Origin of the sequence: Aliivibrio fischeri ATCC 7744 = JCM 18803 = DSM 507 (assembly GCF_023983475.1) — a bacterium.
In the GTDB taxonomy this organism is placed as follows: Bacteria; Pseudomonadota; Gammaproteobacteria; order Enterobacterales; family Vibrionaceae; genus Aliivibrio; species Aliivibrio fischeri.
Genome location: NZ_CP092712.1, coordinates 2,835,292 through 2,850,458 on the forward strand (window position 1 = coordinate 2,835,292; position 15,167 = coordinate 2,850,458).

13 protein-coding genes are annotated in these 15,167 nt (G+C 40.1%); 6 read left to right on the forward strand and 7 right to left on the reverse strand.

Going from position 1 to position 15,167, the window contains the following annotated elements:
- The first annotated feature begins 223 nt into the window (after nucleotides 1-223).
- Both pckA and AVFI_RS13040 read left to right on the forward strand, forming a co-directional pair.
- Nucleotides 224-1,846 carry a phosphoenolpyruvate carboxykinase (ATP) gene (gene pckA / locus AVFI_RS13035; RefSeq protein ID WP_017018502.1) on the forward strand — a complete coding sequence of 541 codons (1,623 nt, stop codon included), beginning with the start codon at nucleotides 224-226 and terminating at the stop codon, nucleotides 1,844-1,846.
- 182 nt (nucleotides 1,847-2,028) lie between these two features.
- Complete coding sequence (locus tag AVFI_RS13040; RefSeq protein ID WP_155662862.1) at nucleotides 2,029-3,987, forward strand: AsmA family protein; 1,959 nt, start codon at nucleotides 2,029-2,031, stop codon at nucleotides 3,985-3,987.
- Between the two features lie 65 nt (nucleotides 3,988-4,052).
- On the opposite strand, the gene AVFI_RS13045 is transcribed toward AVFI_RS13040, so the two are convergent.
- The gene (locus tag AVFI_RS13045) at nucleotides 4,053-5,270 is read right to left on the reverse strand and encodes an EAL and HDOD domain-containing protein (protein WP_011262838.1); all 1,218 of its coding nucleotides are present in this window, start codon (nucleotides 5,268-5,270) and stop codon (nucleotides 4,053-4,055) included.
- A gap of 248 nt (nucleotides 5,271-5,518) precedes the next feature.
- On the opposite strand from AVFI_RS13045, the gene AVFI_RS13050 reads away from it, so the two are divergent.
- Together AVFI_RS13050 and AVFI_RS13055 are read left to right on the forward strand one after the other, a co-directional pair.
- Nucleotides 5,519-6,487, forward strand: coding sequence for an alpha/beta fold hydrolase (locus tag AVFI_RS13050; RefSeq protein WP_017018504.1), 969 nt, complete (start codon nucleotides 5,519-5,521; stop codon nucleotides 6,485-6,487).
- 167 nt (nucleotides 6,488-6,654) lie between these two features.
- Nucleotides 6,655-7,452: a Cof-type HAD-IIB family hydrolase gene (locus tag AVFI_RS13055; RefSeq protein WP_005421442.1), complete on the forward strand. Its 798-nt coding sequence runs from the start codon at nucleotides 6,655-6,657 to the stop codon at nucleotides 7,450-7,452.
- Between the two features lie 116 nt (nucleotides 7,453-7,568).
- Here the strand turns inward: AVFI_RS13055 and xerC are convergent, their stop codons facing one another.
- The 5 genes from xerC to lptM form a co-directional block, all read right to left on the reverse strand.
- Entirely contained in the window at nucleotides 7,569-8,480 is a 912-nt protein-coding gene (gene xerC, locus AVFI_RS13060; RefSeq protein ID WP_005421444.1) for a tyrosine recombinase XerC, read from the reverse strand.
- Entirely contained in the window at nucleotides 8,473-9,177 is a 705-nt protein-coding gene (locus AVFI_RS13065; RefSeq protein WP_012534350.1) for a DUF484 family protein, read from the reverse strand. The genes xerC and AVFI_RS13065 overlap by 8 nt, the downstream gene beginning before the upstream one ends.
- Complete coding sequence (gene dapF / locus AVFI_RS13070) at nucleotides 9,174-10,004, reverse strand: diaminopimelate epimerase (RefSeq protein ID WP_005421448.1); 831 nt, start codon at nucleotides 10,002-10,004, stop codon at nucleotides 9,174-9,176. Before dapF ends, AVFI_RS13065 begins: the two co-directional genes overlap by 4 nt.
- Nucleotides 10,005-10,085: 81 nt before the next feature.
- Nucleotides 10,086-11,339 carry a diaminopimelate decarboxylase gene (lysA, locus tag AVFI_RS13075; RefSeq protein WP_005421449.1) on the reverse strand — a complete coding sequence of 418 codons (1,254 nt, stop codon included), beginning with the start codon at nucleotides 11,337-11,339 and terminating at the stop codon, nucleotides 10,086-10,088.
- Between the two features lie 62 nt (nucleotides 11,340-11,401).
- Complete coding sequence (gene lptM, locus AVFI_RS13080) at nucleotides 11,402-11,521, reverse strand: LPS translocon maturation chaperone LptM (RefSeq protein WP_005421451.1); 120 nt, start codon at nucleotides 11,519-11,521, stop codon at nucleotides 11,402-11,404.
- An 81-nt stretch (nucleotides 11,522-11,602) separates the two neighbouring features.
- Between lptM and cyaY the strand changes: the two genes are divergently transcribed.
- Complete coding sequence (gene cyaY, locus AVFI_RS13085) at nucleotides 11,603-11,917, forward strand: iron donor protein CyaY (RefSeq protein ID WP_012534347.1); 315 nt, start codon at nucleotides 11,603-11,605, stop codon at nucleotides 11,915-11,917.
- 147 nt (nucleotides 11,918-12,064) lie between these two features.
- On the opposite strand, the gene prlC is transcribed toward cyaY, so the two are convergent.
- Nucleotides 12,065-14,107 (reverse strand): oligopeptidase A, encoded by a 2,043-nt coding sequence (gene prlC / locus AVFI_RS13090; protein ID WP_054775823.1) that lies wholly within the window; start codon nucleotides 14,105-14,107, stop codon nucleotides 12,065-12,067.
- Nucleotides 14,108-14,259: 152 nt separating this feature from the next.
- Between prlC and AVFI_RS13095 the strand changes: the two genes are divergently transcribed.
- Nucleotides 14,260-15,099 (forward strand): 23S rRNA (adenine(2030)-N(6))-methyltransferase RlmJ, encoded by an 840-nt coding sequence (locus AVFI_RS13095; protein WP_054775822.1) that lies wholly within the window; start codon nucleotides 14,260-14,262, stop codon nucleotides 15,097-15,099.
- The last annotated feature ends 68 nt before the right edge of the window (nucleotides 15,100-15,167 follow it).

Sequence of the window (15,167 nt, forward strand, 5' to 3'; positions counted from 1 at the left end):
ATTTTGATTAAATAATAATCAATTACATCTAGCGCAATCGATTTTATTAAGAGTAGAATAGAGCTATTGCTATTTTGTGATGGCGATAAAATAACCACTACCACTTTATGGTTATTTTGTGATTCATCTCCCTGTTTTCAATTTGCCGCGTTGTTAGCATGATTAGCAGAATACAAATAATTAGAAATATTAAAATCCCTACAAAATCCTCTAAGGAGCACCTATGACTGTTATGGAACACAAGAAGGCTGCACTACTCGATCTAACTCAATATGGTCTTACTGGGGTTACAGACGTACTACGTAATCCAAGCTATGAGCAACTATTTGAAGAAGAGACACGTCCAGATTTAGAAGGTTATGAGCGTGGTGTAATGACAGAGCTTGGCTCAGTTGCGGTAGATACTGGTATATTTACTGGTCGTTCACCAAAAGATAAATACATCGTAAAAGATGACACTACCAAAGATACGCTATGGTGGTCAGATCAAGGAAAGAACGACAACAAAGCTATCACGCCAGCAGTTTGGGATGATCTAAAGTCGCTAGTTACAACACAACTATCGGGTAAACGCTTATTTGTTATTGATGGTTTCTGTGGTGCCAACCCAGATACTCGTTTAAACGTTCGCATCATTACAGAAGTAGCATGGCAAGCACACTTTGTGAAAAACATGTTCATTCGTCCAACAGAAGCAGAACTTGAAAACTTCGAGCCTGATTTCGTGGTAATGAATGGAGCAAAAGCAACTAACCCTAATTACGAAAAGCACGGATTAAATTCTGAAAACTTCGTTGCTTTCAATTTAACAGAACGCGTTCAAATCATCGGTGGTACTTGGTACGGCGGTGAAATGAAAAAAGGTATGTTCGCAATGATGAACTACCTACTTCCACTTAAAGGCATTGCTTCAATGCACTGTTCAGCTAACGTCGGTGAAAAAGGCGATGTTGCGGTATTCTTTGGTTTATCAGGAACAGGTAAAACTACGCTTTCAACCGATCCTAAACGTCAACTTATTGGTGATGATGAGCACGGTTGGGACGACGATGGTATCTTCAACTTTGAAGGTGGCTGTTACGCTAAAACCATTCGTCTTTCAAAAGAAGCTGAGCCAGATATTTATAACGCAATCCGCCGTGATGCGTTGTTAGAAAACGTTACTGTACGTAGCGACAGCTCTATTGATTTTAATGATGGTTCTAAAACAGAAAACACTCGTGTTTCTTACCCTATCTATCATATCGATAACATCGTTAAACCAGTTTCAAAAGCTGGCCACGCTAAAAAAGTCATCTTCTTAACAGCGGATGCATTTGGTGTCCTACCACCAGTAGCGAAACTCACACCAGAACAAACTAAGTATCACTTCCTATCAGGTTTTACCGCAAAACTTGCAGGTACTGAACGTGGTATTACAGAACCAACACCAACTTTCTCTGCTGCATTTGGTGCTGCGTTCTTAACGCTTCACCCAACACAATATGCAGAAGTACTGGTTAAACGTATGGAAGCTGCAGGCGCTGAAGCTTACATCGTAAACACAGGTTGGAATGGCACAGGAAAACGTATTTCAATTCAAGATACACGTGGCATTATTGATGCGATTTTAGATGGTTCAATTGACCAAGCTAAAACCAAAAATATCCCTGTATTTAACTTAGAAGTACCGACATCTCTACCTGGTGTTGATGCCTCTATTCTTGACCCTCGTGACACCTATACTGACCCACTACAGTGGGATAGCAAAGCGGAAGATTTAGCGCAACGCTTTATCAAAAACTTCGCTCAATACACAGATAACGAAGAAGGAAAAGCGTTAGTTAAAGCGGGTCCTCAGCTATAACCTACGCCTGATTACTAATAAAAACCAAGCCCTTCTCTCCTTATGAGAAGGGCTTTTTTATACCCTTAGCTCAAGAACGCAATAAAGACTGGAGATCATAAGGATTATTGAACACGATCACTTGATTGAAAGGCGTTTTTACTCCACTCTTTCTATTCATCTTTCTTTTATTGGAGTTAACAATGTACACCACACTGAAAAGCCTAGGCTGGCTTATCACTTTCTGTTTGCTGCTTGTGGTCGCATTCTTAGCCTTATTACATACTCCTTATGCACAACCCGTGCTTAATCCTTTGGTTCAAAAACTCTCTCATCAGAAGATTTCTTTTGGAGAACTTAATTATTCAATTCAATCACCGCTGCATTTAACTCTGTCAGATGTGAGTATTGAATCAGAAAAAAATATTAATATTCAGCAAGTTGATTTTTGGTTATCTCAACACCCTATTCAAAATAATAAATTGGCATTTGATAGTGTAAAAATCGACGGAATTAGCTTACAAACAGGATTACCTAACACTCAACAATTGGATTGGCTTTCTATTGCACAACTGAGTATTTCCAATTTAGATTTTGCTGACGATGGATTGGTTATCCGTGAAGCACAAGTTCAACTCAGTAACTGGTCAATTAATAAAACCAAAACGCTACCTTTTGAAGGTGAATTCCAGTTTTCAACACAACAACTATATTGGCAATCAGAAGCTCTAGATGATGTGCTCATTGATGGCTACTACTCACAAGATTACACCGCACTAGATGGCATATCACTCACTTGGCGTGGGAGTACCATTACTGCGCAAGCTGAGTTAAAAGAAAACAAATTATGGGTTATCCCACAATTTACGCTACGTCGATTTAATTTAGAGTCAGATAATGCTGACATCATTGGGAAGCCGTTGCAGTGGCTATCAGAGCAACACTTTACGTATCAATTCAAGCGTATCGATTTATTAAATATCAATTTAGAATTACCTCAGATAGTAACAAACGATCTCAGTCTATCGGCTGAAAATATTTTACTTCCTTACGATCTCTGGGAGCAGACTAACGCCAATATTTCCCTTAATGCTGACAGCATAGTGTGGAATGAAACCATGATTGAAAAACCGATCATGGATGTCACTTTAAATAAAAAAGAAGCCAATATTGAAAACCTGTCTTTTGATATTTTTAATGGCAACATTCAGCTTTCAGGTGACTTATCACCTCATAAAATCAATCTAAAATCGTTAACGGTTAGTCAGATAAGATGGTTAATTGACAACAAAGATACAGACTCAATCGTTGAATATATCAAGCAACTTGAGCAAGTTAAGATCGATAACGTCGACATCAACAATGTGCAAGTAATACAGCCTGAGGGGAAATACCCATATCAAGTTTCAGGGTTGAATGCTGAAGGTCATGATCTTGATTTATTAAAATATTACCAATGGGGATTATGGGATGGAAAACTCTCTTTAAGCGCTTCAAATGCCAGTTTTAATTATTTATTAACGCAACAAATGTTGATTGAGATGAATACTGAAAATGGACTTTGGACTGTTGAACGAGCGCTTTTCCCACTAGCTGAAGGGCTATTTGGCTTTAGCGGCAGCTTAAATTTAACTCAAGATAGTCAGCCTTGGCAGGTAGAAGCGTACGGTGACGGTTTGCCAATTAGTTATCTAACCAGTTTATTCCCTCATGCTGTTCCACTGGATGGTATGGCTGAATTTACTTTTAATGGCAGTGGCCTTGCAGCTAATCGTGACAGCTTTAATTACAGTTTTAATGGTGATTTAAATATCATTCCAAGAGAGATGGTGACCACTCAAACAGCGAAAGAATTATGGCAATATAAATTAGGTTTGGTTCCTGATACAGAGCAACCCGATAATGCAGTCAAAGAACCTAAAACAAAGCAAGCATCTTATCCAATTCATGTTGAGCCAATTCATATTTCAGCCAACCGTGGACGTATTACAATCAAACCGATCACGATTACCGGTGATGGCTTTAGTTATAACATTGAAGGGGATTACGACTTGGTTAATCCAGAGAAAGCAGAAACGATTACATCAATAACACAAGAGTGTCACCAACTGGTTCAGAAGCTCTTTTCAGATACTGTGCAAATGATTAATTACTGTCAGTAAATCAAAAAAACGCCCCATAAATCACTTATGGGACGTTTTTATTTAAACATAATGAAATTGAAAAACTATTTAGACAAAATACTCTGATACCACTTAACGGCTTCTTGATAGGTAGATTCAACAGTTTTTGCAGAGAACCCAAGTTGTCGACTCAACTTATCAATATTTTCCCAATTACCAGTATCGATGTTTTCATACAACTCCAGCATTGACCCTAATAATCCCTCACGGATCAAAATGGCTTTCTCAATGTCTTGGCTCAAAGATAGCTGTACTAATACATCATCTAATTTCTTATCCAATAACGCATCAAGTAAAGAGAACAATCCAACAATAAACGCTTGTTGGCCTGGCGTTCCATTTTGACAACGATAAATCATCAACTCACAGAACCGGCCTTTCACCAATGATTGCTTATACAGCTCTTTGGGTTTATTTATCGCCGCATGCGCTGTAGCAATTAAGGTCACGAACATTTTTATCTGCTCTTCTCCTAAATACACTAACGCTTGCTTAAACGATGAAATTGGATTTTCTAATCGAACTGCTGCCGTATTTACAAACTTCAACAACTGGTACGACAGAGACACATCTTGAGAAATCAATTGCTCAATTCGAGTGAAGTCGACCTCTTCACGACACACCTCTTGAAAAAGTTGTACCGTTAACAACTCTTCAGGTTTTACGACTCGATTTTTAATGATTTCAGGCTTACTAAAGAAATACCCTTGGAAGAAATGAAAACCGACATCTAAAGCTTGCTGAAACTCTTCATTCGTTTCTACTCGTTCAGCTAAATAATGACGCTTACAACCTTGGCGTTTACGCTGCTTAACATAAGCACACGCTCTCTCAAGACCCAGCTGCATAATATCTAACTTAACGATATGAGAATAAGGAAGGAATCGATCCCACTCAGGGTCTAAACTAAAATCATCAAGCGCAATCACATACCCCATTCTGTGCAAATGTTTAATCGCACTAAATAGCTCATCGTTTGGGGTACAGGTTTCAAGAACCTCAATGACAATCTTCTTTTTAGGAAATGCCGTTGGAACGAGTGAAATTAATGACTCTTGTGGGAAATTAATGAAACTACGAGGAGACTCTAAAGCAGGGTTATTTCCCGTTGCCATAAAGTTTTCAACCAACAATCGACACGTTGCTTGATTGGCTTCCATATCAGGAAACGCATTGCTTGCACCGTCGCGAAAAAGCAGTTCATATCCTATAGTCTGTTTTTTTCGATTAAGTATCGGTTGTCTGGCAACGTATGCATACATAACTTTAAAGCGGTATCCTGTAAAAATATATCGGGATGATAAATGATTATATCGGCAATTTCTTTATGAACTTGAGATGTATCAACACATTCCTTAATGATTTGAAGGACATCTTAGTCGAAACACACAATAAAAAAAATGCTCTTGCTTAAGAAGTATGCAAGAACTTACCAAAATATGATACGAAGTTAACTTATGTCATTATAATAACAGCATCGATTTCACTTATTCGTTATTCAGAGAGTCCAATGAAAGCAGCGACCTTTACTCAAGAAACGCATTACCTTGAAACCATGAAAAACCAAGTAGCCCCTTTTTGGGAGAAACGCCAACACGGTTTTTATCAAGGAGAAAAGGAAACACAACTTCATTGGGTTAGCTTTACCAGCCCTGCTCACACCAAAGCGATCATGGTTGTTAACGGACGAATTGAAAGCGTCTATAAATATCAAGAGCTGTTTTATGATTTATTCTGCCAAGGCTATGATATTTATTCTTTCGATCACCGTGGCCAAGGTCTGTCCGATCGCCTAACGGATAATAATGATATTGGTCATATTGAAGACTTTAATGATTACGTTCTGGATTTAAATAGCCTAACTCAATCATTAATCACACCAGAGCATTACCAAGACTGCTATCTACTCGGCCATTCAATGGGAGGGGCAATTGCAACTCAATACGTTGAAACTCACTCTCACCCCTACACCGCTTTAGCATTAAGTGCTCCAATGCATGGTATTCATATGCAACCTTGGCTAAAGCCCATTGCAAACCCAATTAGTCGCTACTTAAGTTTATGGTCAAAACAGCCTTCTTACGCCTTAGGTCAAGCGCCATATCATGCAAAACCATTTTTAGATAATGCGCTCACTACTTGTGAAATTCGCTATCAGTGGTTTAGAGAGCTCTATGACACCAAACCAGAATTGCAGATCGGTGGTCCAAGCAATCATTGGGTTAATCAGGGATTAAAAGGGGCAAAGCTGTGTGTTGACCAAGCAGCACAATGCACGCTTCCAACCTTATTACTTCAAGGTGAAAAAGACCAAATCGTTGATAATAACGCGCATGTGAAGTTTCAGAAAAAAGCACCAGATTGCCAATTAATAACCATTTCTGATGCTAAACATGAATTGCTGTTTGAGACGGATGAATGCCGCAACCAAGCATTAGTTGCTATCATTGATTTTTTCCAACAACACTCTCACGTGTGATGCTCTGCTAAAAAGTAAAAAGAGGAAAGATAAGAAGTGTAATCTTTACCCTCTTTTTTACTTATAAAGTGACGTAAACTTAGCCTCATTAAACTGAATTCTAATTTTATACTGATGCCGTTAATTGAATGTTCTATTTACTGGCATTGGTATTCTCATGAGGCTTTATGATTACCATTGTTGCATCGGATCTTGACGGTACCCTTCTTACTCCAGAGCACAAAGTTGCTGACTTCACGAAAAAAACACTGAACAAATTACACCAGCAAAATTTAACCTTTATTTTTGCAACGGGTCGCCATCATATTGATGTTGGTAATATTCGCAGTGATGTGGGTATTCCGGCTTATATGATCACATCTAATGGTGCTCGAGTTCATGATGCTGATGATAATTTAATTTACAGCAAAAATGTTCCAGAAACGTTAGTGCCTCAGGTTATCGACCTACTAAAAAATGATGACCAACTGACAATTCATATGTACTCAGATACGCAATGGTTCATTAATGCTGAAGATGAGAGCTTAAAAGAATTTCATGACAACGGCTTCACCTACACGGTATTCGATGTAAATAACCCACCAGTAGACGATATTGCTAAAGTCTTTGTGACCATGCCTGAACACGAGTATTTAGTGCAATATGAAGAGCAATTAAAAGCACAGTTTGGCGATCAACTGATGGTGGCTTTCTCTACGCCTTGGTGTTTAGAAATCATGGCAGCTGAAGTATCAAAAGGGGCAGCACTAGAGGCGGTGGCTAAATTACTTGGTAAGACATTAGAAAACTGCATCGCATTTGGTGACGGCATGAATGACTACGAAATGTTGAGCATGGCTGGCAAAGGGATTGTGATGGGTACATCGCATGAGAAAGTAAAAAAAGCACTACCAAATAATGAAGTAATTGGTTCTTCAGCTGACGAAGCCGTTGCTCATTACCTAGAGAATTTATTGCTTAAATAAGCTTTTTCACTATTTGGCCTATCATAGGCCAAATAGTGAATATCATTGTAATGGCTTTTAAAATCAATGAATTAAAAAAAACAGAGAGTTCTCTGGCTTTTTTGTATCATACGATTCTATTTTTTCTTCGCTCTAGGATGCGCTTGGTCATACGCTTGAGCAAGGTGTTGAAAATCTAAATGGGTATAGATTTGAGTAGTAGAAATATTTTCGTGCCCAAGCAGTTCTTGTACCGCACGTAAATTACCACTGGATTCCAACATATGTGTCGCAAAGGAGTGACGCAATTTATGTGGGCTAATGTGGCTATTTACCCCTTGTTTTAATCCCCATTCAGCCATGCGTTTTTGTACATTTCGATGAGAAATACGCACACCTAACTTAGAAACAAACAATCCTTTTTCTTCGGGTTTTGCTAATTGATTTCGCACTCGTAACCAATGCCCTAACCACTCTTTCGCTTGGCCTGAAAAGGGTACTTTACGCTCTTTATCACCTTTACCAATGACACGTAATTCACCTTGACGTAATTGAATATCACGAACATCAATGCTGACCAATTCCGCCAAACGTAAACCGGCACCATACATTAATTCCATGATAGCGCGATCACGAATAGACAATGGGTCATCTTCGTTTACTTCAAGTAATTGCCCCATCTCATCTACATCAATATTTTTAGGCAAAGGACGAGATTTACGAGGTGCAGACACCCCTTTAGCAGGGTTAGCCGTCAACACATTACGTAAGACTAAAAAATCAAAGAAACTACGCAGAGAAGATAAACGCGTAGATAAACTGCTCGCTTTTAATCCTTCACGCATTCCTTTACTGGTCACTTGTCTCACCCATCCAGCATCAACGTCTTGCCAAGATTCAACGCCTAGCTCAACAAGTTGTTCCGCTATGGTCGTCAATTGACGTTTATAATTACGTTGGGTATAGATACTGAGTCCTTTCTCATTGCGCAAGAACTCATAAAAGGCATCAAGATGCTTTGAAAATTGAACCGGTAAAACATCACTCATTATCTAACTTCGACCATTGAGTTAATAAATAATGAAACACACTCACTAATTGCTCTAAAAACAGTGTGCCCATATTCGGTTGGAAATGTCCGCCATCACGACTAGCAAATGCAATGATACCCATAGGCTTTGATGATGCACCTAAAGGTAAAATAGCAAAAGAGCCTAAATCAGAACTTGATAAATCCAACCCTCCATACGCAAAAAGACTATCGCGGTCTGTTTTACGTAATCGCCCTAAATAAGCGGAATGCCCATTCAAGAATTTCTTCACAAAATTATCTAGTGCACTTTGCTCGACATGATATTTAGGGTGAGAATGTTCAACAATTTTAATGTGTGCGGTTAAGTTAAGTTCAATGGCTTTTTTTTCAATAATAGCCACAGCTTGAGAGAAGTTTTCGCTCAATAACAATTGTTTTTGAATACTTGAAAACTCATGAAACAAACGATCATTTTGTGCCGCTAACGACATCAATTGCGTAATTTCTTCTTCTAACTCACCAATACGACCACGCAATTTATTAACCTGAACCTCAACTAACGAAACCACCCCACGCTCAGGTGTATCCACCTTAATTCGATTCAATAACTCAGGATGTTTTTGAAAGAAATCAGGGTGATCCGTTAAAAACTGAGCCACAATATCTTCTGTTAGCTCAGTTGGCTCTATGTATTCTTGTTGCTTCTCAATCATATTGATAGTTGACCATCGTATACGTGTGTTGCTGGGCCTGTCATAAATAATGGTTTTCCTGGTCCTTGCCATACGATGTGCAAATCACCACCAGGTAAAGACACTTTCACTTCTTCACCCAATAATTCTTGCATAATACCGACAGCAACCGCACCACAAGCACCGCTACCACAAGCTTGAGTTTCACCAGCACCACGTTCATAAACGCGTAATTTCACTTCATTTGGTGAGATGATTTGCATAAATCCAGCATTTACACGTTCAGGAAAGCGTTCATGGCTTTCCACTAACGGTCCATACTTATCAACATCATAAGCATCAACATCATCTACGACAGTCACACAGTGAGGATTTCCCATGCTGACTGCGCCACTGAATAAGGTTTTATCATCAACACGCAATAAATAGGTTTTTTCAGCTTGCGTTGCTTTAAATGGAATCTTATTTGGCTCAAATACAGGCTCACCCATGTTCACCGTAATTTGATCATCATCTTCCACTTTTAAAATCATTTTGCCTTTCTTAGTACTGACCGAAATGCTGGTTTTATTGGTTAACCCTTTCATTCGTACAAATCGAGCGAAACAACGTGCACCATTACCACACTGCTCTACTTCCGATCCGTCAGCATTAAAAATTCGGTAATGAAAATCCGTTTCAGGATCATAAGGGGCTTCAACCACCAATAACTGATCAAATCCAATACCACGATGGCGATCAGCCAAACGACGGATCAGGTCTGGAGAAAAGAAAATATTCTGTGTCAGACAGTCAACAACCATAAAGTCGTTGCCTAGCCCGTGCATTTTAGAAAAATGAAAGTGCATAGTTGTTCTTCTTATGTATGTTTTCTTTCTTGGCTGAAAAAAGAGCAAGCATGCTTAGCACCTTGCTCTTAAATAATATTTTTAGTTGGGTAAAATCGCTTCCAGTTCCCACAATGAGCTTAGCTCTTCACGCTTACGAACAAGGTGAACGTCCCCGCCATCCACCATAATCTCTGCCGCTCGGCAACGTGTATTATAGTTGGATGACATTACAAACCCATAAGCACCTGATGAGCGAACGGCCAGTAAATCATTCGCTTCTAATACCAATGCTCGATCTTTCCCAAGGAAATCACCGGTTTCGCAAATAGGACCAACAAGATCGTAATTTTGAGCGTCACCCTCACGAGGTACAACAGGAACAATATCTTGCCACGCTTGATAAAGAGCAGGACGCATTAGATCGTTCATTGCTGCATCAATAATCGCAAAGTTTTTATGCTCAGTGTGTTTTAAAAACTCAACTTTAGTAACTAGGATACCTGCATTTGCAGCAATAGCACGTCCCGGCTCAAAAATAAGTTCTAAATCTTGATGTTCCGCTAGTCTGCCTAATAATGCGGTCGCATATTCAGAAGGTTGTGGCGGTAATTCATCACGATAAACCACACCAAGACCACCACCAACATCAAGGTGACGAATATTGACGCCTTGTGCTTTTAAATCATCGATCAACGCTAGCAAACGATCCGTTGCATCAATAAACGGTTCAATATCGGTTAATTGAGAGCCGATATGACAGTCGATACCTTGAACATCTAAATTTGGCAGGCTTTGAGCAAATTTATACACTTCAGGAGCACGATCAAACGCAATACCAAATTTGTTATCACGCAACCCTGTAGATATATATGGGTGTGTTTTTGCATCAACATCTGGATTAATACGTAAAGAAATAGGCGCAATAACCCCCATTTCAGCCGCAACGGCATTTAGGCGTTCAAGCTCTGGCTCTGATTCAACATTAAAGCATTTAATTTTTAGCTCTAATGCACGACGCATTTCATCAGCCGTTTTACCTACACCAGAAAAAACAACTTTAGTTGGATCGCCACCTGCGGCAACAACGCGCTCTAATTCACCTTGAGAAACAATATCAAACCCTGAACCTAGACGAGCAAGTGCGTTTAACACACCGATATTTGAGTTCGCTTTTACGGCATAACACACAAGATGAGGGTGATTACCTACAGAGTTATCAAATGCTTTCCAGTGGCGCTCTAGTGTCGCACGAGAATACACGTATAAAGGTGTGCCGAATTGCTCAGCTAACTGTGTAATAGGCAGCTCTTCCGCCCAAAGTTGTCCATCATCTTTATAATTGAAATAATCCAATGTCATCTTCCTTGTCTAGTTTTCGTTGTTCTGTTTATCGATTTATCCGCGAGAGTTATTGACTACTCTGCCGCTTCTGTTTGTGGTGCTTCATCTGCAGGCATGTACAACGGACCAGTTTGGCCACAACCAGCTAAAGTAAGAAGGCTCAATAGCATTAATGCCATCACTCTTTTGTGCATAAGATTTTACCATTAGTGTTAATATCTACTGATGCTCTCTATAATCGCACCACAGCCAAGAAAAGCAATAGGATAAACAAGATGAATAACACTGAATTTCACGAACTAGTCGATGAAAAACTGCAATTACTCGAAGATATGATTGATGATTCGGGTGCTGATATTGAACCTGTTATCACAGGAAACGTATTAACGCTGGAATTTGAAAATCGCAGCCAAATCGTCATTAACAAACAAGAACCAATGCACGAAATTTGGTTAGCTTCAAAATCGGGTGGCTTCCACTTCTCTTATGTTGATGAAAAATGGACATGTTCTAAAACGGGCATGGAGTTTATCGAGATGGTAAAAGAAGAGTGTCAGAAGCACGCCGATGAAGAGATTGAGTGGGTTTAATTTCTCGATACGCTATCGCTGACTATAACGCTTCGCTTCTATAAGAGCAGAAAAACGGCAACTGGATAAATTACTTATCCATACGGACCATTTCCTGCTCTTATAGAAGCGAAGCGTCTAGTTTCTAATTAGCGCTAGCGTATGGTTTTATTTACCAATTCCTGCGTGACGCAGCATCGCATCCACTTGCGGCTCACGACCACGGAAACGCTTGAACAACTCCATCGGTTCTTCACTGCCACCCATTTCCAAAATATTATTTAAGAAACTTTGACCAGTCTCGGTATTAAAAATACCTTCCTCTTCAAAACGAGAGAACGCATCAGCTGATAATACTTCTGCCCATAGGTAGCTGTAATAACCTGCACTGTAACCGCCCGCAAAAATATGACCAAAGCTGTGAGAGAAACGGTTCCACTCAACGCTTGGTAATACCGCTACTTTCGCTTTCACTTCCGCTAGCGTTTCCAGTACTCGACCGCCTAGCTCTGGGTCAAAATTAGTGTGCAGTGTAAAATCAAACAAACCAAACTCTAACTGACGTAAAATAAACATCGCTGATTGGAAGTTTTTCGCCGCAAGCATTTTATCTAGCATCTCTTTTGGTAGTGGCTCACCCGTCTCATAGTGACCAGAAATAAACGCCAATGCTTCTTCTTCATAACACCAGTTTTCTAAGAACTGGCTTGGCAATTCAACCGCATCCCAAGGCACGCCATTGATACCAGACACTGACGCCACATCAATTTGAGTTAGCATGTGGTGAATACCGTGACCAAATTCGTGGAATAACGTCACCACTTCATCGTGAGTAAACAGTGCAGGTTTGCCACCGACAGGTTTATTAAAGTTACAGGTTAGATAAGCAACGGGAGTCTGTAGTTCGCCTTCTTGAGTCAAACGACGTACACGACACTCATCCATCCATGCGCCACCGCGCTTATGCTCACGAGCATACAAATCAAGGTAGAAGCTGCCGCGTAGTGTGTTCGTTGAATCAAAGATATCAAAGAAACGCACTGATTCATGCCATACATCCACACCTTCACGCTCAACCACTGTCATACCAAACAGACGGTTTAATACTTCAAATAGGCCAGATACGGCTTTTGATTCAGGGAAGTAAGGGCGAAGCTCTTCATCAGAAATTTGATACAGCTTTTGCTTTAACTTTTCAGAGTAGTAAGTGATGTCCCACAGATCTAGCTCATCAATACCAAACTCTTCTTTTACAAACGCTTTTAACTCTTCAACTTCACGCTCACCTTGAGGTTTTGCTTTTGTTGCTAGGTCATTTAAAAAGCCAAGTACTTGAGTTGGGCTTTCTGCCATTTTGGTTGCCAATGATTTATCACTGTATGAGCCAAAACCAAGTAGACGAGCGATTTCATGACGAAGTTGTAATTCTTCTTCCATGATTGCGCTATTGTCCCACTTACCTGCATTTGGACCACGATCCGATGCACGAGTCACGAACGCTTCATAAATTTCTTTACGTAATGGTTTGTTATCACAGTACGTCATTACAGGTAAGTAAGATGGCATTTCTAACGTAAGTAACCAGCCATCCAATTCTTTTGCTTCAGCCGCGGCTTTTGCTGCCGCCATTGCAGACTCAGGTAAACCTGATAACTCTTTTTCGTCCGTAATGTGTTTTGACCAACCCATAGTTGCATCAAGCACATTGTTGCTGAAGTTTGAGCTTAGCTCAGAGCTACGTTTACTGATCTCGCCGTAACGCTTTTGTTGATCAGCCGGTAAACTAATACCTGATAAGTCAAAATCACGCAGTTCATCAATGATGGTTTTTTGTTGAGCTTGAGATAGGCTTGTAAACGCCTCGCTCTCTTTAATGGATTTATACGCTTCGTACAATCCTTTGTGTTGACCAACCCAAGTGCCATATTCAGATAACTCAGGTAAACACGCTTCATAAGCTTCACGCCATGCTTCGCTGTTTTTTACTGAATTTAAATGGCTTACTGGTGACCAAATACGGCTAAGACGATCATCCGTTTCCGCTAAAGGAACAATAATGCTTTCCCAGCTAGGAGTTACGTCAGAAGCTAATACTTCTTCAATTTTTGCACGGCAATCAGCAATCGCTTGTTCTACAGCAGGCTGAATATGCTCAGGCTTAATTTGAGAAAATGGAGGTAAATCGGTGAAGGTCAGTAGCGGGTTAGACATATTCATTCCTTTTTATTTCTTATTCGATTTGATGTCACTATGTAGATAAGATGGTGCTTAATTGACTAAATTTCAATGGCTGATGCAAGAGTACACACATTGAGCCACAAACTTGGGTATAATATTCCCATTCCAATAGTGAGAGTTCATCCATGTTAAGTTACCGTCACAGTTTTCATGCAGGCAACCATGCCGATGTGGTTAAACACATTGTACAAAGCCTTATCCTTAATTCATTAACTCAAAAAGATAAGCCATTTGTTTATCATGACACCCACTCAGGTGTTGGCCGTTACGACTTAACGCATGAATGGTCTGAAAAAACAGGTGAATACAAACAAGGTATCGCACGTATCTGGGAGCAAGCGAATCTTCCAGAAGAAATCACCAGCTACCTTGATGCTATCAAAGCCTTAAATGACGGCGAAGAGCTGCGTTACTACCCAGGCTCTCCTCGTGTTGGCCGTGCACACTTGCGTCGCCAAGACCGTATGGTACTGACGGAACTTCACCCTTCAGATTACCCACTGCTTGAACAAGAGTTTCATCGTGATCGCCAAGTGTCTATTTATAAAGAAGACGGCTTTGCGCGACTAAAAGCAAGTCTTCCGCCAAAAGAGCGCAGAGGATTAGTCTTAATCGACCCACCTTATGAGCTTGCAAAAGAATATCGCGATGTAGTTACTGCTATTGGCCAAAGTCATAAGCGTTGGGCTACGGGTATTTATGCGATTTGGTATCCTGTGGTAAATCGCCACGATATCGACGATATGATCAACGGATTAAAAAAATTAGACATTCGTAACATTCTGCAAATTGAATTAGGTGTATCACCAGATACCAACGAGCGTGGCATGACAGCATCAGGCATGATCGTGATTAACCCACCTTGGAAGCTAGAAAGCCAAATGAACGATATTTTGCCTTCCTTAAAAGAAGCGATTGCACCAGCAACCGGTCACTTCAAAGTAGAGTGGATTGTTCCGGAATAAGGTCTAAAAGATCTAAGGGTTCAGATCGGTCGCAAGCTCCCTCAAAGGATTCAGGAAAAAGATAGCAT